The sequence below is a fragment of the Vibrio owensii CAIM 1854 = LMG 25443 genome (assembly GCF_000817815.1).
Classification (GTDB): Bacteria; Pseudomonadota; Gammaproteobacteria; order Enterobacterales; family Vibrionaceae; genus Vibrio; species Vibrio owensii.
Genome location: NZ_JPRD01000021.1, coordinates 1 through 22,324, shown reverse-complemented (window position 1 = coordinate 22,324; position 22,324 = coordinate 1). Strand labels below are relative to the sequence as shown.

The window sequence follows — 22,324 nt, the reverse complement described above, 5'->3', positions numbered from 1 at the left end:
CGAGATAGAGCAGGGGCGAAAAAACAAAACCCGACAATCATTGTCGGGCCACTGCTTTTTCTTAGAAACTCTAAGATTATTTTTTATTGTGCTTTTAGAAGCGGAAGACCTTACGGCAAAGTTGGCATTTCCAGCGCTCTGAGTAGCCGAATAATTTATCCGCCCAACTTTGTTTTACTTGTACGATCTGCATTGAACCACATTTACACATAAGCTAATTACCTTATTATTAGATTAATAACTAAGCCATCAATTGAGTATAGCTGTTTCTCAAAAAGTGAAATTACAAATGAATCCAGCGAGATACTCTGCGTTGTGTCCACTGCTAACGAATACGCAACGGGGCGCTATACTAGCAGAAAAAGTGTGATTTGCATCCACAAAGTTGTTTCATAGTTGAGACTTTAAGTGATCATGATCACGTATTGTGTCGGGTTGGTTTCTGAAGAAAACGGATGGATATAGCAAAATTGAATAAAAAACGGCGCTTGGTGCGCCGTTTTTGTTTGGTGATTTACAGCTATCTAAAGAGCATTAACTCTCCAACTCTTCCCCAAGGAAGCCACCAGTCTGGTGCGCCCATAGCTGAGCGTAAATGCCGTTGTTGGCAATAAGCTCTTTGTGTGTGCCTTGTTCGACGATGTTGCCTTTATCAAGCACAATCAAGCGATCCATTTGCGCAATGGTCGACAAACGGTGCGCGATGGCGATAACGGTTTTGCCTTGCATCAGCTCGTTCAAGCTTTCCTGAATGGCGGCTTCAACTTCTGAATCCAGTGCTGAAGTCGCTTCATCAAGTACCAGCAAAGGTGCGTCTTTTAGCAGTACGCGTGAAATCGCAATACGCTGGCGTTGACCACCAGACAGCTTCACACCGCGCTCACCCACTTGTGCGTCGTAACCCGCGTTGCCGAACGGGTCGGTTAAGGTTTCGATAAACTCGTGTGCGTGCGCTTGCTTAGTCGCTTTAATCAGGTCTTCTTCAGTCGCATCTGGGTTGCCATACAAGATATTGTCGCGGATTGAGCGGTGTAGCAAAGACGTATCTTGCGTCACCATACCAATATTCGAGCGCAGCGAGTCTTGCGTGACGCTAGAGATTTCCTGCCCATCAATCTTGATGCAACCTTCCTCTACATCGTGGAAGCGCAATAACAAGTTCACTAAGGTGGATTTACCTGCGCCAGATCGTCCAACTAAGCCCACTTTCTCACCCGGTTTGATATTAAGGTCGAGGTTGTTTATCACGCCCTTTTTCTCACCATAATGGAAGCTCACGTTATCGAAGTGGATGCCGCCTTGAGAAACTTGCAGATCTTTCGCATCGGCTTTGTCTTTGATGTCGATAGGTTTAGATAGCGTCTTCATGCCATCTACGACGGTACCCAAGTTTTCAAATAGGGCACCGACTTCCCACATGATCCACATCGACATGCCGTTGATACGCAAAGCTAAGCTGACAGCAATCGCAATGGCACCAACGCTGATCGCGCTATCCAGCCACAAATAAATCGACAGCGCAGCCACTGAGAACACCAATAGATAGTTGGAGATCTCTACCGCTACGTCGAAGCCGGTCACCAAGCGCATTTGGCGATATACGGTATTCAAGAAGCCTTTCATGCCTTCTTCGGCGTACTCGGTTTCTCGTTTACTGTGCGAGAACAACTTCACGGTTTGAATGTTGGTATAGCTGTCGACAATGCGCCCAGTCATTGTAGAACGTGCATCGGCTTGCTCAGTAGCCACGGCCTTTAGTTTCGGAACAAAGTGGATCTGAATCGCGATATACGCCATTAGCCAAACCAACATTGGGATCATTAAGCGCCAGTCAGCCGCCGCCAGCATCACGATAATACTGGTGAAGTAAACCAAGACATAAACAAACACATCCATCGTCTTCATGACGGTTTCTCGCACCGCCAAAGAGGTTTGCATCACCTTGGTGGCGACACGTCCTGCAAAATCGTCCTGATAGAAGTTCAGACTTTGATTAAGCAAGTAACGGTGTGCAAGCCAACGTACCGACATCGGGTAGTTACCCAGTAAAGTTTGGTGAATCAGCAGCGAGTAAACCACCACCAAAATTGGCATGACAACCAGCAATAAAGAGCCGTAGAAGATAAGGTCCGCTTTGTTGTCTTGCAAAAAGGTTTCTGGATTGCTGGTGGATAGCCAATCAACCAACTGACCCATGGCACCAAACAGAGACACTTCTACGATTGCCACAATCGTCGACATGATCGACATGATGATCAGCGGTTTCTCAAAGCCACGCGTGTAATGGCGTAAGAAAGCGTAAATCCCAGTTGGGGGTTGGTCAGGCTGTGATTTGGGGAACGGCTCAGTAAAGCCTTCAAATCGTTTAAACATAACTCATCCTAAAGTTAAAACAATGCCACGTCAGAGAGTGAATTCATCAATTCTTTCTACCTTGGACGAGGTCGAAACACTGAACGTGGTGATAAGACATATTGAGGTCTGCTAGCCAGAAAAGCAGACAAATTACGTACGTGAGAGAGGCGAAAAAATAGTCTAACCGATTGCATTTTAAATGTAACTAGTTGGTTATAAAGAATTCACTAGTGCATTGTTCTTGAGATTGTCATTCACACGCCACAAAACCGTAAATCGGCACGGTGACAATAAAAAGTCGGGTAAAAAGAGTTTTTGTCAGAAATATTTACCTTTGGCTGATGAATTTATTATTAAAAACAGCAAAACCGAAGTTAACAATAAATTTACAATCTCATCATTCTAGTGAAAAGGAATGTTTGGATGCTATTACACGAATCAGTGCCTCAGAATGCACATGGAAAAGAAGAAAGCACGCAAAGTGCTCTGCGTCATACCGCAAATTGCGTTGTGATGGTGCCGCCGAAAGAGTTTCGTTTTAACGAAGAAACCGCGCAAGATAACGAGTTTCAACACCAAGTTTCTATGACTCAAGAAGAAGTCTCACGTAACACCATGGCTGAATTTTCCGCGATGGTTGAAACATTGCGTAAAGAAGGCGTGCAAGTCGTCGAGTTTGATTACCCTCAATCAGACATTGCCACGCCAGATGCGGTGTTCCCGAATAACTGGTTTAGCACCACTCCAGAAGGCACTTTGTATACCTTCCCGATGGCGTGTGAAAACCGTCAACATGAAGTTCGCCCAGATGCGCTGGTTTCTGCATTAGCAAAAGCGGGTCGTGAAGTGCATCAACAAGACTCACTGACTGAATATCTGGATGAAGAAGCCTACCTAGAAAGCACAGGCGTGATGGTATTCGACCACTTCAACAAAACCGTTTATGCCGCGCTTTCACAGCGTTGTGATCGTCTGGTGTTAGAAGATTATGCCAAGCGCATTGGTTACGATCGCGTGATTTCTTTCCAAACCCGTTTGCCTTCTGGCGCGCCGATTTACCACACTAACGTGATGATGGCAGTAGGTGAGCAGTTCTGCGTGATATGTGATGAAGTGATCCCTGAGTTTGAGCGTCGCTTTGTGCTTAAATCATTAGCGAAAGATAAGCAGGTGATCTCGATTTCTCTTGAGCAGATGAACCAGTTCTGCGGCAACATCCTTCAGCTGGAAACGATACGTGGCGATAAGGTCATTGCTATGTCTCAATCGGCTTATGATGCGTTCTCTCCAGCACAAAGAAATCAATTAGCAACACACGGTAAATTGCTGCCATTCGACGTTTCTACCATCGAATCGATCGGTGGTGGCTCAGTACGTTGCATGCTCGGTGAAGTCTTCCTACCAAGTCGCAAAGCAGTGCTATAAACCGACTCTGAATTTCCCCCAAAAAGCACCATGTTGAAAGATGTGGTGCTTTTTTATTGATGTCGCGGGTGAAGACCATTAAAAATGCCACTCAACATAGAGTGGCATTTTTATGCTTCGTCACTGTTAGGTTTGTTTAATCTAAAGCGACCAATTCTTTCTCATGGGTGTTTTCGCCCACTTCATGACAGCAATGGTTGTGGTGATCCTCGTAGCCATCATACGCGCATTCGCCAATATTGTTTCTAGGACAGATAAGATAGTGACTTCTATCGATTAACTCTGTTTGACATATTGGACAGTACTTTTCCATAGCAACCTCCCACAACTAACGATTGAAAATTTCGTCCGTAGACACGAGTTCAAGGGTAATTTTAGACCCTAGATTATGACCGTGATGTGAAGGTTTTGTGTGAGGATAAGAGTGTGTACTCTGTCTTGACAAAGCTCTGACAGAAGGTGGAGTGAGGAGCCTTCTCACATTTTCATTAGAAGTCTGATTTCAAAAGAAAAGGGGCGATTCAAAGCGTCGTTTTATACTTGATGCTTTGCTGTATCACGCCATAATTTTGCAGCTTCTTTTAGAAGGCACATCACAAAGATATTTGTCTTCATTTCGCGCAAAATTGTTGGAGTATTTTGGCTGTTTATAGGTGAGCTTTGAAGTCTTGGGTTTTGGCAATATGTTTGGCAAGAAGAACACAGATAAAAACAAGGTCAGCTGTAGAGCTGACCTTTTTTCTCGATAATTTTATGGGCTCAGTAGCTAAGCTCTTCTTTTGGAAATGAGCCTTCACCATTAGAAACGATAGCGTCTATTTGGATAGAAGCGTCCATAAAGATTTCTGATACACCGATGATCGTGCGCGATGGAAGTTCTTTATCAAAGTAGCTTGCTAAAATATCCTCGACAACTTGCAAGTCACTGATATCTTTGAGCTGAATATTCAGCTTCACGATGTCGTCCATTACATGGTGCACGCTTTTGATGATGGCTTTGATGTTGTCGAGGCATTGCATGGTTTGCTCGCCTATGTCGTTGGTAATAACTTCGCCACTTGACGGATGGATTGGCAGTTGTGCAGAAACGTTATTGTAATGCGAGAAAGCGACAGTTTGAGTTGAGAACTTGCTGATTGGTGCCGCCTCTGTGTTGTGGGCGCGAATCACAATCCCATGTCGATCTTCAACGGCTTGTGGTGGCGTTCCGTCCCCATGAGAAACCGTCGCGTCTATTTGCACTAAGGCGTCCATTGGTAACCCCTCAGCTTTGATGACAGTACGAGCGGGCACGTAGGCAACGCTTCTTGCTATCGCTGAGTCTGGAAAAAATGTGCTGTAGACTTGATTGACAGCAAAGGCGTCGTCGAGACTTCTCAGATGGATATTGAGTTTAACAATGTCATCAAAAGGGACATCAATACTATTCAGTATGCTCTTGATGTTTTTCAAACATTGTCGAGTTTGCGCTTTGATCCCGCCTTCAGCAATATTGCCTGTTTCTGGTTCGATCGGCAGTTGGGCTGAAATGTGGTTGTAATGTGAGAACGCAACACTTTGGCTCGACAACAAACTGGCTGGGGCTTTTGCTGTGTTTCTTACCAGCTTGATCAGCTCGCAAGGTTCTTGAGGGTGTGTTCCTTCGCCGTTCGAAATCAGCGCGTCGATTTGAACTAAAGCGCCTTCTAAAGGCAGTGCGGCAACGGCAATTACACTTCGAGTTGGAAGGTGGCTGATGAAGTATTGTTTATAAACTTCATCGACAGCATCCAGATCGATCATAGATTTAAGATAAATCGTGATTTTAACGACGTCATTTAAGCTGTGCTCGATGCTATCCACGATTGATCTAATATTACTTAAGCATTGCTTAGTTTGCTCTTTGATGCCCCCTTCCACTAACTTTTGGCTTTCTGGGTCAATCGGCAGTTGCGCTGAGATATTGTTGTAATGGGAGAAAGCCACCGATTGAGTTGAGCCGTCGTTGATTGGTGCATTTTCTGTATTTCTAGAGACTTTGATGATTTCGCCGTGCATTTCGAATGTTCTCCAATTCTGGCTGCTGTCGGAACGCTGTGGGTGTGTTCCTCCAGGCAAAAGATAGCCAGACTAACCACGCGAAACAGAGGCAAGTCTGGCTATGTGTGCCGAATAAAACGTTAGTTAGTGAATGGGATCGTTATAGGGTGCTGAGGAAGGTCAGGATTTTGTCTTCGTGACGCTTGATGGTTTCTTCGCTTGGCGTGATGGCATCTTTATGGGTGAAGTAAACCAAGATGGCCATTTGCGCCGTAAGGCGGTTTTCTGCTTCGTCGAATGCCACAGAGTATTCACTTTCTAGCGCACCGCGAGTGACTTCCTCTTTGTCGTTTGCAGGTAAGCAGTGCAGAAGCATTGCACCTGGCTTTGCTTTTGCCATTAGCTCTTCCGTGATCACATAATCAGGCATGAAGGCAGCTAAGCGCTCTTCTTTCTCATCCATTTGAGTAACCCAGTAGAAGCTATCGCCGTAGACCACATCACAATCGCTGATTCGCTCTACATCATCGGTGATCTCAATATGACCGCCAGACTCTTTGCAGAACGATTCGGCAAGCTCAACCCATTCTGGTTCCATGTGGTATTTAACCGGCCCAATTTGTTTAAAGCCCATGCCGTATTTCGCACAAGTTAGCATCAATGAACGACATACATCGGTAGCGTCACCCATGAATGCCAAAGTCAGTTCATTAAGCTGGCGACCATCAGTGATGTGCTCACGAATAGTAAATAAGTCAGCCAGCATTTGTGTTGGATGGAAACGGGTATCTAGGCCGTTGATGACCGGTACGGTAGACATGTTTAACAAACCATCTAGCGTTTCAGGACTGTTAGTGCGAGCCATGATCACATCACACATGCGTGACAAAACACGTGAGGTATCATCAATCGATTCTTTGCCGCCAAGGTGGATGTCTTTTGGCGATAGGAACAAAGCGTGACCACCAAGTAGCGTTGCGGCAACTTCAAATGAAACGCGTGTGCGAGTCGAGCCGGCTTCGAAAATCATCCCGACTGACTTTCCTTTGAACAGCTGTGGGACTGCATTGTCTTTACGCGCCTGTTTTAGGTAGCTCATCAATTCCATCATGTTGTCCATTTCTCGGACTGAGAAATCTTTCATAGACACCATATGCTCAATGTTGGCTTTGTGTAGGTCAGTTGCACTTGAAGAAGGTAATTTCATAATCATATTCCTATTTTCATTTGGGGCTTACCTAAGCTCACCCCTTTTATTTTGAGTCGTTGGATTCGTATGGATTTAAACTTGAGGTACTTGTTGAGTAATACAGTGGATATTGCCGCCACCGAGCAAAATCTCACGAGCAGGAACACCGTTTACTTCATAGCCTGGGTAGAGCTCCTCTAAGAGCGCAATCACCTCTGCGTCGTATCGCTTATCGAGTAGAGGTAGAACAATCTGGTTGTTCGTGATGAGATAGTTTGCGTACGAGGCGGCTAGACGCTCACCGGCTTCACGCTCCATCCCTTCGGCAATATCAATCCCTGCCGCTTCCTCTTTTGCCATATACAAAGGACCTGGCATTGGCAGCTTATGGACTTTGATTTTTCGGTCTTTCGCGTCTCTTTGATTTGTGAGGCAGTCGTAGGCTTCGCGACTGATTTCGTACTGCGGGTCATTTGGGTCATCACACCAAGTCAAAACCACTTCACCGGGTTTGACGATGTGGAGAATGTTATCGACGTGGCCATTGGTTTCGTCGTTGTATAAGCCACGAGGCAACCAAACTATTTTCTCCACATTAAGGTGCTCACGGAGAATTTTGCTCAGCTCTTCCTTGCTTAGATCTGGGTTACGGCTCTCATCCAGTAAGCATTCTTCTGTGGTGTACAAGGTGCCTTCGCCATCGATGTGAATTGAGCCACCTTCAAGGATTATTGGCGCTCTGTAACGTGCATCAGCGGTAATTTCACACATTTTTTGAGCCACTTGATCATCGCGTTTCCATGGCCAATACAGACCATCCACAAACCCACCCCAAGCATTAAACTCCCAGTCGACACCGCGACGCTCACCGTTGTCATTTACGACATAGCTTGCGCCGATATCGCGCATCCAAGAGTCATCGGTCGACACTTCTAAAACGCGAATATCATCAGGTAAGCGAGATACCGCATTGTCATATTGCTCAGCGCTTACCAACATGGTGACAGGTGTGGTTTTGTTGATTTGCTTGGCTACGTCGGCAAACACTTTTTGCGCAGGCTTCGCACCGTTACGCCAGTTATCCGTGCGCTCTGGCCAAGCCATCCAAATTTCACTCTGAGGTTCGTGCTCACCAGGCATTCTGAACCCGTCTTGCTTTGGTGTGGTTTCTAATAGCTTTTTCATTGTCTATCTCCTGAACTAAGCCTCAGCTTTTTGTTCCATTTGTTGATTTTTGCGTTTCAAGGCACCGAGTAAGATCCACTCGCCAATTAAGATCGTGGTGATGACGCCGATTAATACCGGAGCGGTGTAGTTCCAATCGGCGACGGTTAGGTCAAGTGCTTCCGGGAAGATGAAGAGCACTACCGCTTGTAAAATCACGAAGAAGCACACAATGGACATCACAAACTGCAACCCCATGCCTCCAGGGACTTTAAATGGGCGTTCGCGCTCACCATCTACTAAGCGCAGCTTGAGATAAGCAGGGAACATGAACAGATAAGGCAATAAGAAAATGCAGCTTGAAAAGGCGAAGATGGACCAAAACAAGTCGTCATTACCTTGAGCGAATAGGGCGTATGACAAGATCACCACGGTAGAAACCGTGCCAGTGATATTGTTTGCACCTACTGGAGAGCCTTTGTCCGATACCTTTGCAACAGCGGCTGGTAGTTCGCCCTCTTGTGCTGCTTCTGCGGCGGCACGGCTCGCGCCCATTGTCCAACTCACCATGTTGCCGATGAGCGTTAATAGAGCGCAGACACCAAAGAAATACACCATGGCATTGCCAAGCGGACCATCACCAAACAGAGTTTTGAAGGTATCGATTAAGCCTGCAACCAAGCCGATGCTCTCAACAGGTAATGCCATCAGAATGCCAATGGTGCCGAAGATGTAGAGGAATGCAGTGATACCAATAGAAAGGAATACGGCTTTTGGCATATCGCGCACGTCTTTCATCTCTTTGGTCATGGTTGCAACCAATTCGAATCCCATTAGGTTGAATACAATGGCAGGAAGAAATGCCACTGCTGAATCAAGCGTAGGAACCATTGCTGCAAGCGTGAATTCATTCGCCACGCCGTGTTTCATCGCATAGATAAAGCCGCCTACGCCCAATGTGCCGATCACCAAGATTTTTAGAATTGCACCGATGTTGGTGACCCAAACCCCAATGTCTGCTGAGACGTTACAGATCCAAACGGTAAGCCATGTGAGCGCAATACAAATCGCAATTTGTCCCCACAATGAAAGGTCGGGCATAAACAGCTCGGCGAACATACCTGCGAACATGATGTATACCGCAGGCATCCAGAGACCGACGTTGATCCAATAGAACCAAGTGGTACGAACTGCCCATTTAAAATTGAACGCCTCCTTTACCCAATCATAAATACCGCCGTCACCAGGGTAGGTCGTGCTTAATTCCGAGGTGATGAATCCATAGGGAATGACAAAAAAGATCAGCATTACGACCCACCACCCGATTGAGCTGACCCCGATACTGGCGGATGCCGTGAGTGTGTCGACCACCAGTACTGCACATAACGTAAATAGTGCAATACTCATGACCCCCATTTTTCCTTGAGTTTCGTTGCTCATTGTTTCGCTCCTTAACTACCGAATATGGCAATTATTAAAAGTGAAATTTATGTAACGAACCTTGATGCGAATTTAATATCGGCTTTGGAGAGGTTAATTGCGCTGGAAATTAAAAGAAGTTAGGCATTTTTAGAGGAAAAAAACGTAATTATCGAAATACTTGTTCTTGATCAATTTATGAAATTCAGATTTTTCTTACTTAGCTAAGCACAAAAATATATACGAGATCACATATCGAGTTTCAGTGTACTAATAATAATGAGTTCGTGATATCAATAAGGTTTTTTAAGCCAAAATATGGACAGGAATCGAATTGTGATTTTTATCTCCAATCTTTTGCTGTGAATTCAATACAGTGAATTGAGTCTATTCTGACGTCACTTATTTGGAGATTTAGATATGTCAAAACCTATTATTGTTGTGGCTGTTGGGGGTAACGCTCTATTGCAACGTGGAGAGGTGATGAGTTGTGAAAACCAACAGAAAAGTATCGCGCAAACCGCGAGGTCACTGGCTGAATTGAGTAAAAACTACCGTTTAGTCATTGTGCATGGTAATGGTCCTCAAGTCGGTCTGCTTTCTTTGCAGAATAATGCTTACAAAGACTGTCCTCCTTATCCTTTCGATGTTCTTGGAGCAGAGACGCAAGGCATGATTGGGTATTTGATTCAGCAAGGACTTAATGCTGCGATTGAAGACCGCTATACCACGACGATACTGACGCGAATTGTCGTCGATGAAAACGACCCTGCCATTGCGGACCCTTCCAAGTTCATCGGTCCAGTTTATACCGAGGATCAAGCGAAACAACTTGCTGAGGCAAATCATTGGGTTGTGAAACCTGATGGTGCGCATTGGCGTCGTGTCGTCCCTTCTCCTAAGCCACAAGAGATCTTAGAAATCAAAGCAATCAAAGACTTACTTGAAAAAGAACACCTAGTCATTTGTGGCGGTGGCGGCGGTGCGCCAGTGATCGAAAAAGACGGGGCGTATGTCGGTTTTGAAGCGGTTATTGATAAGGACATGACAGCGGCATTAATTGCAGAACAAATTGGCGCGGAGCATTTACTGATTCTGACTGATGGCACTCACGTTTGTCTTAACTGGGGAACACCACAAGAGCAAAAGCTAGAGAATGTGACTATTGAGCAAATGAAGCAATATTCTTTCCCTGCAGGATCGATGGGACCGAAAGTTGATGCATGCTGCCAGTTTGTTGAAAAAACAGGACAAAGTGGTCATATCGGTGATTTATCTTTTGCGTTAGAAATCATTGAAGGGAAGTCTGGTACACATATACAACCATAATATGCAAATAAGTTAATTCACAAATCAATAAGGTCGCATGTCAAAGTTACGGTCGCTTTTGGCGGACATTGATAGTGTGACCTTATATATTAGGTGTTAATTAAAATTTGGAGGACAACATCACAATGCGAAAAGTTAGTACGGAAACAAAGTTGTTGAAAATTAACGAAGCAGTTGTCCGCTTGATGGAAAGGCGAGAAGCGACGGATATTTCCATGTACGACGTTGCTAAAGAGTGCGGAATGGCAACGTCAACGGTTTATCATCATTATCCGAATATAGAAAACTTATTTCATAGTTTATTGGAGAATGTTTTTGTCGATTTCGATTTATTATTAAAGCAATGTGTTGATGAAGAACAAGTTCTACATTGGACTGATATTAATCGAATGATAGAAACCGCTTATGTGAATTACTACAATAATAATCCAATTGCCAAAAAGTTGATATTAGGGCGCCACACGTTTGCTGAGTTAGGTCATGCAGATACAGAACACGATCTTGAGCTAGGACATCAAGTTGAGATGATTTATCGCCAGTTCTTCGACATTCCTCAGCTACCTCAACCGATTAATATTTTTGCTATATCTCTGCAAGTTGCCGATAAAATCTACTCTCTCTCTTACCGCAAATATGGCTATATCACCCCAGAACTGGCAAAAGAAGCCCTTCGCCTGTCTGAGTCTTATCTTCAGCTCTACATTCCCCCAATTTGTCAGAAAGTTGATTTTCATTCAGCGTAAGTTGGTTGGCTCTTGTGATTTAGCATATTTAGCAAGCTTCAGTCTGATTCGTCTTAGCTTGATACAAGCGATATATGGTCAGTAAATTGGTGATGATAAAAGTACTCTCGACCAATGAACCACCGATAGAGCCAAGCCAAATATTGTGGCTGACCCAGCAGAAGGAATTAAACAAAATTAAGCTGCGTAGAGTGATACCTTGTTTGGAAAAGAGTGCCCAAGTGGCGACGGATGATCCGATTACAGTGAGTAACTCAAAAAAGTGAGTGATGTTTGGAAGGGTCATCAGCCACATAAGTGCAATGAAGAACCACATCACTTTGCGTGATTGGGTTTTGATTGAGGCGAAACTGCGAATGCCATTAATGATCACGCCAATGGCGGCGACGGTTGCACCCATCAGGGTAAAGTGAATACCCATGATGAAACAAAACGCCATCATCTGATAGCGAAAGCGCATGTCGTCTTTCTGCCAGAATGCCATCACGCCAACCATAAACGCGATGCCACCAATGCCTTGTGCTAACCAGTTTTCCATTTGTTTCCCTAGAGTGTTGTTCTTTGAGCCATGCTTTGAACGAATCAGCCCTCCACAAAGGGAGGGCTGGGCACTTTATCTAAATCGCTAAGGGGTTACCCAAGAGCCTTGAGATTACTTACCAATCATTATTCATTCACAAGTGCTACTGCTTCGCGAGTTAGGCGAGCAAGTTCTTCCCAGTTGCCCGCTTCGATCAGTTTCTTGTCTACCATCCACGTACCACCACATGCCAATACGCGTGGGATAGCTAAGTAATCTTTGATGTTCGCAGGGTTAATGCCACCAGTAGGCATCAGTTCGATGTCGGTGTATGGCGCGAGCAGTGATTTCACCATATTGATGCCGCCAGACGCTTCGGCAGGGAAGAACTTTAAGGTGGTTAATCCCATTTCTAGAGCGGCTTCAACTGTGCTTGGGTTGTTCACACCCGGTACGATATCAATCCCGACTTCTTGGCATGCTTTAACGGTATTTGGGTTAAAGCCGGGCGATACGATGAAGGTTGCGCCTGCTTCTTTTGCAGCAATTGCTTGCTCGCGGTTCAGTACCGTACCGGCGCCAATCAGCATGCCTGGCTGGGTTTCACGTAGTAGGCGAATCGCTTCTGCAGCCGCTGCTGAACGGAAGGTGATTTCAGCCGCTGGTAGTCCGTTTTCTGCCAGTACTTTACCCAATGGGATAATGTCTTCTGCTTTATCAATGGCGATAACAGGGATGACTTTCAGAGCTTTCAATTGTTCTTTAATGCTAGACATGAGTGTTCCTTAAACGACGCCAAGCGCCGGTTGTGTGAATGCTTTGGGAATGATGGCACCGCGATGTTGAATCACAGCACCTGCCAGAGCGTTGCCTCTTTGACATGAGGTCGCGAGATCGGCGCCAGCAAGGTATGCCGATAAAAAGCCACCATTGAATGAGTCGCCCGCCGATGTGGTGTCCACCACTCGAGCGACAGGTTGGGTAGGCACGGCTTGTGGAGCCAGAGCCGCGCTCGACCCCTGATTTGTTGAGTCTTGAACTAAGCAGCCATCTGCGCCGAGCTTGACGATGCATTTGCTCACGCCAAGAGAGGTAAGGCGTTCAATGGTTTGCTCTGGTGTTTCGTCACCCCAGATTAATTGCTCATCATCAAAAGTCACCAAGGCAACGTCCGTCAGTTGATACATGGCTTGGTAAACGTTTTTAACGGTTTGATTATTGTCTTGAGGCCATAGTGCTGGGCGGAAGTTACTATCAAAAGCGATTTCAACACCTTGGGCTTTAAGTTCGACCAATAAGTTGAGCAGTGAAATTCGGTCTTCTTCTGGCAAGATGGCTAAAGAGATACCGCTGAGAAACACCGCATCCACTTGAGTTAATGCTTGCTTAACTAGGCCAAAGTTAGGATGTTGAAGTAAGTAACGTGCTGCTGATTGATTGCGCCAATATAGAAACGTACGCTCGCCTTGGTCATCAAGTTGAATCAAATATAAACCCGGCGTGCGAGTCTCATCGCGCAGCACTAAATCTGTTGAGACGCCTTCGTCTTCCCAGTGAGTCAGCATACCCGTGCTGATTGGGTCATTGCCAAGCGCCGTAACGTAAGAGACTTTAACTTCATCAGGTTTGCTATTGGCTTCGCAGCCGCGGCTCAAATAAACCGCAGCATTGAGCGTATCCCCACCAAATGTTTGATGCATTGAGCCGAACGGTTTGCCATTCAGCTCAATCATACATTCACCAATAATGGCGATGTGCTTCATTGGTTACGCCCTCTCTTCAAAGTAGCGTTTTGCGTTACCAAAACAGATGTCTTCAACCATAGGACCAAGCAACGATAGGTCATTTGGAACTTCGCCGTTCTCTGCCCAACGACCGACCATGTCACACAAGATGCGGCGGAAGTATTCGTGACGAGTGTAAGACAAGAAGCTGCGCGAGTCGGTTAGCATACCGACGAATTGGCTGAGTAAACCAAGTTGAGAAAGCTGTTCCATTTGGCGTTGCATGCCGTCTTTCTGGTCGTTGAACCACCAACCTGACCCAAACTGCACTTTGCCCGCGATGCCGCCACCTTGGAAGTTACCAATCATGGTCGCCATCATTTCGTTGTCACGAGGGTTCAAACAGTAAAGAATGGTGCGAGGCAGCTCGTTGGTTTGGTCCATTTCATCCAGTAGATGTGCCAGTTCAAAGGCAAATGGGCGATCGCCAATCGAGTCAAAGCCAGCGTCAGCACCTAGTAGTTGGAACATGCGTGTGCTGTTGTTGCGTTGTGCGCCAATATGAAGCTGCATTACCCAGCCCAACTGCGCGTAGCGTTTGCCGAGCCAAACTTGAACCGCGGTAGAGAATTGCGCGCATTCAAGATCTGACAATACTTCGCCACTCAAACGACGAGCCAGCAACGCATCTAAATCAGCTTCGCTTGGAATTGGCGCGTAACGGACGATCTCAATGCCGTGGTCTGCCGCACGACAGCCATGTGCATCGAAGTGTGCCAAACGTTTATCAAGCGCACTCAATAAATCATCAAAGCGGCGGATTTCAATGTCTGCTACTTCGCCCAGTTTGTGCATGTAATCCGCAAACATGTCCAATTCAATCTTGAACGCTTTATCCGGACGCCAACTCGGCAACACTTTGACGTTAAAGGTGTCGTCTTCTGCGATCGCTTTGTGGTGTTCTAGTGAATCGATAGGATCATCGGTCGTGCCCGCCATTACGACGTTCATTTGCTGCATGATGCCGCGAGCCGTAAATTCAGGTGTCGCAAGCAGCTCATTACATTGATGCCAAATTTGATCAGCGGTGTCTGGGCTAAACAGCGTATTGGTAATGCCGAATGGGCGACGCAGCTCTAGGTGCGTCCAGTGGTAAAGCGGGTTGCCCAAGGTTTGAGGAACCGTCTTCGCCCACGCCATGTATTTGTCGTAGTCGCTCGCATCACCTGTAATCAAGCGCTCTTCAATGCCTGCCGAGCGCATGCCACGCCATTTGTAGTGATCGCCTTCAAGCCAGATTTGACCCAAGTTATCGAACTGACGATTTTTCGCCACTTCTGCTGGATTTAGGTGGCAGTGGTAATCATAAATTGGCTGGTGGAACGCATGCTCATGGTACAAGCGACGTGCAGTTTCGTTTGAGAGTAAAAAGTCTTCACACAAGAAATTCTTCATCGTTAACTCCTATTACAACGCAGCGACAGTGGCACGAGCACCGTTATCAATCAGCGATTGGTAAGCACTGCTCACCGCATCAATCACTTGTGGGTTTTGACCAAGCTCTGCAGGGAAGATGGCTTCAACCGCGAGTAATGCTGGCACGACAGAAACGTTCAAGCCGTGTTGGTCGCAAATCTGACGTAGTGTCTCTGCCATTGGATCGCGAACATCAATGTCGTTGCCTTGCTCATCCAGGCCGGATACATAGCGCATCCAACCTGCAATTGCCGTTGCCAACCATGAGAAGTTAGAACCTTGAGCAAGATGGAATCGTAAGCTGCCGCCCATGCGTTGTGGGATCTTCTGGCTGCCATCCATCGCGATTTGCCATGTTTTGTGTTTCAAGCTTGGGTTAGTGAAGCGCTCGATAAGCAGCTTAGCGTAGCCTTCTAAATCGGTGCCTTCTGGCATGGTCAGCGAAGGGGCTTGCGCTTGCATCATCATATCGAATGCCGCTTTGCGGTAGCCTTCATCTGTCATGGTGTCAGAGATGTGCGCGTAACCGCCAAGGTAACCTAGGTAGGCTAGGAACGAGTGGCTACCATTTAGCATGCGCAGCTTCATTTCTTCGTAAGGCACAACGTCGGCAACAAATTCTGCGCCAGCCACGTTCCAATCCGGGCGACCTGCCACGAAGTTATCCTCGATAACCCATTGGCGGAAAGGTTCACAAGCGATGCCACACGGGTCTTCACAGCCAAGTAGCTCAGCGATTTCAGTCAGTGTCTCTTCGGTTGCTGCTGGCACAATGCGGTCAACCATGGTGCAAGGGAAGGTAACGTTGGTTTCAATCCAGTCACACAATTCTGGGTCGAGCAGTTGAGCGAACTCAAGTACCGCTGCTTTTGCTACGTGACCGTTCTCTTGCACGTTATCGCAAGACATCACGGTAAATGGCGTCAGACCGCGTTCACGGCGCATCTTCAGTGCTTGCACGATGTAACCCAATGCTGATTTAGGCTCCGTTGGGTTGGCAAGGTCAGCAATGACTAGCGGATTGTTTTTATCAAGCGTGCCCGTCGCTGGGTCAGCGCAGTAGCCTTTCTCGGTAATCGTCATTGAAACGATCGCCACTTGTGGCTCTGTCATTTTTTCTAACACCGCTTGAATGCTGTCGAAGCTTGGGTGGAGTGATTCGGTCACTGAGCCAATCACTTTTACCTCTGTCGATCCTGCGCCTTTTTCTGCCACTGTATAGAGGTGGTCTTGTGCGCGCAGCGATTGAATTAACTCTTCACCACCAAATAGGTTGATTTCGCAAATGCCCCAATCCGAGCCTGTTTTGCTTAGCATTTCATTGGTGAATAGAGCTTGGTGCGCTCGGTGGAATGCACCAAAACCAAGGTGAACAATACGGCTTTTAAGCGTTGAGCGGTCGTAGTCCGGAAGCAGAACGTGGTCATTCAGAGTGGAATTCGAAATAGTCTTCATTTTGGTATCCCTTTTCCCGCAGGCGAACCTGCGGGATGGTTTATTTTAATCATTCGAATCTAGAGATCGTAACTCTAGAGCTTGTCACTAAGCGCTTAGTAGCCAAGAACAAGGTTAGGCAAGAACAGGCTTAGTTCAGGAATAAAGGTCACTGCCATTAGTGCCGCAATCAGTGCAACGTAGAATGGAAGTAGAGGCTTAATCACTTTGTCGATGGCAACGTTCGCCACAGAACAACCGATGAACAACGCGCTACCTACTGGTGGGGTACAGATACCGATAGCCAAGTTGAACGTCATCATGATGCCGAAGTGCACTGGGTCGATGCCCATATCCAGCGCGATTGGTAGGAAAATTGGCGTAAAGATCAGTACCGCTGGTGTCATATCCATGAAGATACCAACAATCAGCAGAATGATGTTGATAATCAGAAGAATCATCAGTGGGTTATCTGAAATAGCCAGTAGAGCGTCCGCGATCATGTAAGGAATATCAGCGTTTGCCATTGCCCAAGACATACCCATAGATGCGCCAACCAACAGCAATACGATAGAGGTGGTGACTGCAGATTCTAGGATGATCTTAGGAAGGTCTCGCCATTTCACTTCACGGTAAATCAGTACTGCAAGAGCGAAGGTGTACACCACCGCGATAGCTGAGGCTTCTGTTGCGGTGAAGATACCGCCGATAATGCCACCCATGATGATCACAATCAGTGCCAGAGATGGCGCTGCTTTTAAGAACGTATCCCAAACCATTGCAAGAGAAGGGCGTGCTGCGATTGGGTAACCACGACGTTTCGCAATAATGCCTGCCACTACCATGATGCTCAGACCCATCAAGATGCCAGGAATGTAACCCGCTAGGAACAATGCTGCGATAGACGTACCACCAGACACTAATGAGAACACGATCAGTGTGTTACTTGGTGGGATCAACAAACCAGAAGGACAAGACGTAATGTTTACTGCGGCAGAGAAGTTTTCATCGTAACCGTCTTTCTTTTGCAGTGGAGACATAGTACCGCCAACCGCTGCAGCAGACGCAACCGCTGAGCCAGAAATAGAGCCAAACATCATGTTCGCCATCACGTTTACGTGTGCTAGAGAACCAGGAAGACGGCCACCTAAAACTTTAGCAAAGTTAATCAGGCGAAGTGCGATACCGCCTTGGTTCATGATGTTGCCCGCCAAGATAAAGAACGGGATTGCCAATAGGGCGAAGTTATCGAGACCTGCCGCCATACGCTGCGCCACAACGGCGATAGCAGGCTCTAACGGTAAGCTCATTAAAATGGTCGCTAACGACGACAAGCCGATAGCAAAAGAGACCGGTACACCAATCGCAAGCAGGACTGCGAAGCTACCGAATAGGGTAAGAATTAATTGCCATTCCATTGTGGAACCCTCTATTGATCAAGTTGGGTGTCGGTGAGTAGGGCTTCACCAGACGTCAATTGTTTGATGCGGTCAAAAGCAAATACCGCCGAGTAGAAGATCATCAGTGCGCCACTAATTGGAAGGCAGAAGTAGATGTAGCCCATTTCCAAGCCTAGTGCTGGCGTTAACTGACCCGTAGCCAGTGTTTTCATCGCCAGTTGAGTACCGCCGTGAACCAATACCACGTAAGAGAACAGGGCAATGGCAATTTGGATGACGATTTCATTGATGAGTTTGCGTTTGCCTTGCAGCTTCATTGTCAGCAAGTCGATAGCAAGGTGACGTTTCAGACCAGTGGTGTATGCGGCACCAATAAGGGCTACCCACATAAAGAGATAGCGAGCAAGTTCATCGGTCACGGTACTTGGTCTACCAATAACGTAACGAGATAGCACTTGCCAGACCACGCAAAAAACGAGGAAGGTCGACAGAGAGATGGTAAAGGCGGCCAACCCTCTATTTATGTATTTGACCAATTTATTCATTTTAGTTTCCTTTCAGTAAATACGCGTATCTCATAACAATTGGTTTACCAATGTAAGAATGTGTTTCTGTGTAGGGCAGTAACATACGCTAATCTTTCTGGTCGGATTATAAGTTAGCCGATTTGGTTGTCACGTGAGCAGGTTCACAAATGGATTGGTTGACCAATTTAAGGGTTCTTATTGTGATTTTGGTCAATCAATTTGCTTTTTTGTTTTGACGATAGGTTTTTCGATCGCCAATAATGACCTCGAAACAAGAAATACCGTGAAAAATTAAAACTACCCTACATATTGGACAACCAATCCAAGGAGAATAGAACAATGATGACGCGTAAGACTCTTTTAAGCGCTGTAGTAGGTGCTGCAATGACCTTCGGCGCCACTGCTTCTGCTTATGCTGCGACCACTTTGAAGCTAAGTCACAACCACCCTCGTGACCATGCAGTACATAAAGCAATGGACTTTATGGCAAAAGAAGTTCGTGAAATGACAGACGGTGAAGTACGTATCCGTATCTACCCTGATGCGCAGCTAGGCACTCAGCGTGAATCGATGGAGCTAATGCAAAACGGTGCTCTGGATATGGTGAAGAGTAACGCGGCAGAATTGGAAGCTTTCTCCCCAGCTTATGCGGCATTCAACATGCCTTACTTGTTCCGCGATAAAGACCACTACTACAAAGTGACCGACGGTGAAGTAGGTCGTGAAATCCTGAATTCTTCAGCAGACAGCGGCTTTATTGGTGTGACTTACTACGATGCTGGTGCTCGTAGCTTTTACACCAACAAGCCAATCAATACGCCTGAAGATCTAAAAGGTCTGAAAGTGCGTGTACAGCCGAGCCCATCTGCGATTGCGATGGTAAAAGCGTTAGGTGGTAACCCAACACCATTGGCATACGGTGAGCTATACACAGCATTACAACAAGGCGTGGTGGATGCTGCGGAAAACAACATCCCATCATTTAGCTTGAGCCGTCACAGTGAGGTATCGAAATACTTCAGCCTAGACGAGCACACAATGGTGCCAGACGTATTGGTTATTTCGACTAAAACGTACGACAAGCTAACACCTGAGCAGCAAAAAGCACTGATGAAAGCAGCAGCAGACTCTTCTGAATACATGAAGAAATTGTGGGCTGAGTCAGAAGCAAAAGAGCGTACAAAAGCTGAAAAGATGGGCGTAACTTTTGTTGAACCAAATAAAGCAGCATTCGTTGAAGCGGTTCAACCAATGTACGCGGACTTAGAAAAGACAAATCCTGAATTAAATGAACTGGTTGAGAAGATCAAAGCAGTTAAGTAATTCACAAAGTAATTAGTAATAAACAATCGAAAACAAGGTGTTACCACATTCTGGTACATAGAGGTTGACCAATTGTTATTGGTCGTTATGATGGCGTGAGAAGTTAGATGGAATATAGTGATAATATCATCATGATGCCTTTTGAACCGAAAAGACCGTATCAAGAGATCGGTTTAGTCCTTAGACAAGAACTTATCAATGGCCGTTACGTGGTCGGAGATAGGCTGCCGCCTGAGCGCGATATCGCAGAACGTCTCGACGTTAGCCGCACAGTAGTGCGTGAAGCGATCATCATGCTGGAGCTGGAAAACCTTGTCGAAGTGAAGAAAGGTTCTGGGGTGTATGTTATCAATATTCCATCTCAACCGAACTCCCGTGAGAACGTGATCAGCGATGATGCCGGTCCGTTTGAAATGCTCCAAGCTCGCCAGTTACTTGAAAGTAACATTGCGGAATTTGCAGCGATGCAAGTAACGCCAGGCGACATCGTGAAAATGCGTGCAGCCCTTGAGTTAGAACGAGAAGAACTCGCCAGCGGTACCGCAGATTGTAACGGTGATGAGAAGTTTCATATGTGCATTGCAGAGGCAACTCAAAACTCTGTGCTGGTGGACATGCTGAAGCAATCTTGGGAGCGACGTGAGAGCAGCCCAATGTGGAATAAACTTCATTCTCACATTGCTGGTCAAGACTACCGTGAAGAGTGGTTAGACGATCACGCCAAAATCCTTGCCGCATTGCAGCGTAAAGATCCAATCGCTGCAAAAAATGCCATGTGGCAACACCTTGAAAACGTTAAACAGCGCCTTTTGGAGCTGTCTGACATCGATGACCCGAATTTTGATGGTTACTTATTCAGTTCCAACCCTGTTGTTCTGCAGGGCGCTGAAAACGGTTAACCACATTGCCGGCTTCGGTCGGCTCTAGTCAGCGCAGCTGCATTATCGTGGCTGCATATTAAGAAGTCGTTGTGCACTTAGCTTGATAAATTCGAGCGGGCTGAGTGCGTCTTAAAAAAGGTGAGTGTCATGGAACAAACTTGGCGTTGGTACGGTCCGAATGACCCTGTGTCGCTAGACGATATTCGTCAAGCAGGCGCAACAGGCATTGTGAATGCCTTGCATCACATTCCAAATGGTGAAGTGTGGTCGAAAGAAGAGATTTTAAAGCGTAAAGCCATCATCGAAGAGAAAGACTTAACGTGGTCGGTGGTTGAAAGTGTTCCTGTTCACGAAGAAATCAAAACTCAGACGGGCAACTTCCAACAATGGATCGACAACTACAAACAAACGCTACGTAATCTTGCTGAGTGCGGCGTAGATACGGTCTGCTACAATTTTATGCCAGTGCTAGACTGGACACGTACTGACCTTGAGTTTGAAATGCCGGATGGTTCTCGAGCGCTACGCTTTGACCAAATCGCATTTGCGGCATTTGAGTTGCACATTCTTAAACGCCCGGGCGCAGAAGCGGATTACACCGAAGCTGAGCAAGCCCAAGCGCTTGAGTACTTCAACAACATGACGGCAGAGCAAATCCAACAACTGACAAGCAACATCATTGCTGGTTTGCCGGGCGCAGAAGAAGGTTACACGCTAGAAGAGTTCCAAGCACAATTGGATCGCTACGCTGGTATCAGTAAAGACAAACTGCGTGAGCACATGGCGTACTTCTTAGCGGAGTTAATGCCAGTGTGTGAAGCGCATGGCTTAAAATTGGCGGTACACCCAGATGATCCACCGCGTCCAATTCTTGGTTTGCCGCGCATCGTTTCGACCATCGAAGACATCGACTGGTTAACCGAAAAAGTACCAAGCAAGATGAACGGTTTAACCATGTGTACCGGTTCTTACGGTGTGCGTGGTGACAACGACCTAGTTAAGATGATCAAAAAGCATGGCGACCGCGTTTACTTCACTCACTTGCGTTCAACCAAGCGTGAAGAAAGCAACCCGATGACGTTCCACGAAGCAGCTCACCTAGATGGTGATGTGGATATGTACAACGTAGTGATGGCGATTCTGGATGAAGAACAACGCCGCGCAGAAGTGGGCGATCACCGTTTGATCCCAATGCGTCCTGACCATGGTCACCAAATGCTGGATGATTTGAAGAAGAAGACCAACCCAGGCTACTCAGCCATCGGTCGCTTGAAAGGCCTTGCCGAAGTGCGTGGTCTAGAAATGGCACTAAAACGCGCTTTCTACACCAAGTAAGTAAAAACCAGCAAAACCATCTAACAAAACGCAGAGTCTAGGCTCTAATGCCGATCAGTTA

General features: G+C 46.4%; 18 protein-coding genes. 6 read left to right on the top strand and 12 right to left on the bottom strand.

The window, feature by feature from the left end; genetic code table 11:
* Window positions 1-534: 534 nt before the first annotated feature.
* Complete coding sequence (locus H735_RS13465; RefSeq protein WP_020194157.1) at window positions 535-2,373, bottom strand: ABC transporter ATP-binding protein; 1,839 nt, start codon at window positions 2,371-2,373, stop codon at window positions 535-537.
* Between the two features lie 405 nt (window positions 2,374-2,778).
* On the opposite strand from H735_RS13465, the gene H735_RS13460 reads away from it, so the two are divergent.
* Window positions 2,779-3,780, top strand: a complete 1,002-nt coding sequence (locus H735_RS13460) for an arginine deiminase-related protein (RefSeq protein ID WP_020194158.1) — start codon at window positions 2,779-2,781, stop codon at window positions 3,778-3,780.
* A gap of 759 nt (window positions 3,781-4,539) precedes the next feature.
* Here the strand turns inward: H735_RS13460 and H735_RS13455 are convergent.
* The 4 genes from H735_RS13455 to H735_RS13440 form a co-directional block, all read right to left on the bottom strand.
* Window positions 4,540-5,817, bottom strand: coding sequence for a RidA family protein (locus H735_RS13455; protein WP_020194159.1), 1,278 nt, complete (start codon window positions 5,815-5,817; stop codon window positions 4,540-4,542).
* A 142-nt stretch (window positions 5,818-5,959) separates the two neighbouring features.
* Window positions 5,960-7,006: an ornithine carbamoyltransferase gene (argF, locus tag H735_RS13450; protein ID WP_009706650.1), complete on the bottom strand. Its 1,047-nt coding sequence runs from the start codon at window positions 7,004-7,006 to the stop codon at window positions 5,960-5,962.
* 75 nt (window positions 7,007-7,081) lie between these two features.
* A complete protein-coding gene (gene aguA / locus H735_RS13445) occupies window positions 7,082-8,173 on the bottom strand; it encodes an agmatine deiminase (RefSeq protein WP_020194160.1) in 1,092 nt (363 codons plus the stop codon).
* A gap of 15 nt (window positions 8,174-8,188) precedes the next feature.
* Window positions 8,189-9,592, bottom strand: a complete 1,404-nt coding sequence (locus H735_RS13440) for an APC family permease (protein ID WP_009706648.1) — start codon at window positions 9,590-9,592, stop codon at window positions 8,189-8,191.
* Window positions 9,593-9,991: 399 nt separating this feature from the next.
* Here H735_RS13440 and arcC point away from each other — a divergent pair, with 399 nt between their 5' ends.
* Together arcC and H735_RS13430 are read left to right on the top strand one after the other, a co-directional pair.
* Window positions 9,992-10,900: a carbamate kinase gene (arcC, locus tag H735_RS13435; RefSeq protein ID WP_020194161.1), complete on the top strand. Its 909-nt coding sequence runs from the start codon at window positions 9,992-9,994 to the stop codon at window positions 10,898-10,900.
* Window positions 10,901-11,025: 125 nt separating this feature from the next.
* Complete coding sequence (locus H735_RS13430; RefSeq protein ID WP_020194162.1) at window positions 11,026-11,643, top strand: TetR/AcrR family transcriptional regulator; 618 nt, start codon at window positions 11,026-11,028, stop codon at window positions 11,641-11,643.
* A 28-nt stretch (window positions 11,644-11,671) separates the two neighbouring features.
* Here H735_RS13430 and H735_RS13425 read toward each other — a convergent pair whose 3' ends face one another.
* From H735_RS13425 to H735_RS13395, 7 genes are all read right to left on the bottom strand, one after another.
* The gene (locus H735_RS13425; protein WP_020194163.1) at window positions 11,672-12,181 is read right to left on the bottom strand and encodes a YgjV family protein; all 510 of its coding nucleotides are present in this window, start codon (window positions 12,179-12,181) and stop codon (window positions 11,672-11,674) included.
* A gap of 128 nt (window positions 12,182-12,309) precedes the next feature.
* Window positions 12,310-12,939, bottom strand: coding sequence for a bifunctional 4-hydroxy-2-oxoglutarate aldolase/2-dehydro-3-deoxy-phosphogluconate aldolase (locus H735_RS13420; RefSeq protein ID WP_020194164.1), 630 nt, complete (start codon window positions 12,937-12,939; stop codon window positions 12,310-12,312).
* A gap of 9 nt (window positions 12,940-12,948) precedes the next feature.
* Window positions 12,949-13,926 carry a sugar kinase gene (locus tag H735_RS13415; RefSeq protein WP_020194165.1) on the bottom strand — a complete coding sequence of 326 codons (978 nt, stop codon included), beginning with the start codon at window positions 13,924-13,926 and terminating at the stop codon, window positions 12,949-12,951.
* A 3-nt stretch (window positions 13,927-13,929) separates the two neighbouring features.
* On the bottom strand, window positions 13,930-15,342 hold the full coding sequence (uxaC, locus tag H735_RS13410; protein ID WP_020194166.1) for a glucuronate isomerase: 1,413 nt from the start codon (window positions 15,340-15,342) through the stop codon (window positions 13,930-13,932).
* A 12-nt stretch (window positions 15,343-15,354) separates the two neighbouring features.
* Window positions 15,355-16,818 (bottom strand): mannitol dehydrogenase family protein, encoded by a 1,464-nt coding sequence (locus H735_RS13405; protein ID WP_020194167.1) that lies wholly within the window; start codon window positions 16,816-16,818, stop codon window positions 15,355-15,357.
* A 95-nt stretch (window positions 16,819-16,913) separates the two neighbouring features.
* Window positions 16,914-18,215 carry a TRAP transporter large permease gene (locus H735_RS13400; protein WP_005449959.1) on the bottom strand — a complete coding sequence of 434 codons (1,302 nt, stop codon included), beginning with the start codon at window positions 18,213-18,215 and terminating at the stop codon, window positions 16,914-16,916.
* 11 nt (window positions 18,216-18,226) lie between these two features.
* Window positions 18,227-18,742: a TRAP transporter small permease gene (locus tag H735_RS13395; protein ID WP_005449960.1), complete on the bottom strand. Its 516-nt coding sequence runs from the start codon at window positions 18,740-18,742 to the stop codon at window positions 18,227-18,229.
* 321 nt (window positions 18,743-19,063) lie between these two features.
* Here H735_RS13395 and H735_RS13390 point away from each other — a divergent pair, with 321 nt between their 5' ends.
* The 3 genes from H735_RS13390 (at window position 19,064) to uxuA (ending at window position 22,263) form a co-directional block, all read left to right on the top strand.
* The gene (locus H735_RS13390; protein WP_005449968.1) at window positions 19,064-20,047 is read left to right on the top strand and encodes a TRAP transporter substrate-binding protein; all 984 of its coding nucleotides are present in this window, start codon (window positions 19,064-19,066) and stop codon (window positions 20,045-20,047) included.
* A gap of 107 nt (window positions 20,048-20,154) precedes the next feature.
* A complete protein-coding gene (locus tag H735_RS13385; protein WP_005449971.1) occupies window positions 20,155-20,946 on the top strand; it encodes an FCD domain-containing protein in 792 nt (263 codons plus the stop codon).
* A gap of 129 nt (window positions 20,947-21,075) precedes the next feature.
* Complete coding sequence (gene uxuA / locus H735_RS13380; RefSeq protein ID WP_020194168.1) at window positions 21,076-22,263, top strand: mannonate dehydratase; 1,188 nt, start codon at window positions 21,076-21,078, stop codon at window positions 22,261-22,263.
* The last annotated feature ends 61 nt before the right edge of the window (window positions 22,264-22,324 follow it).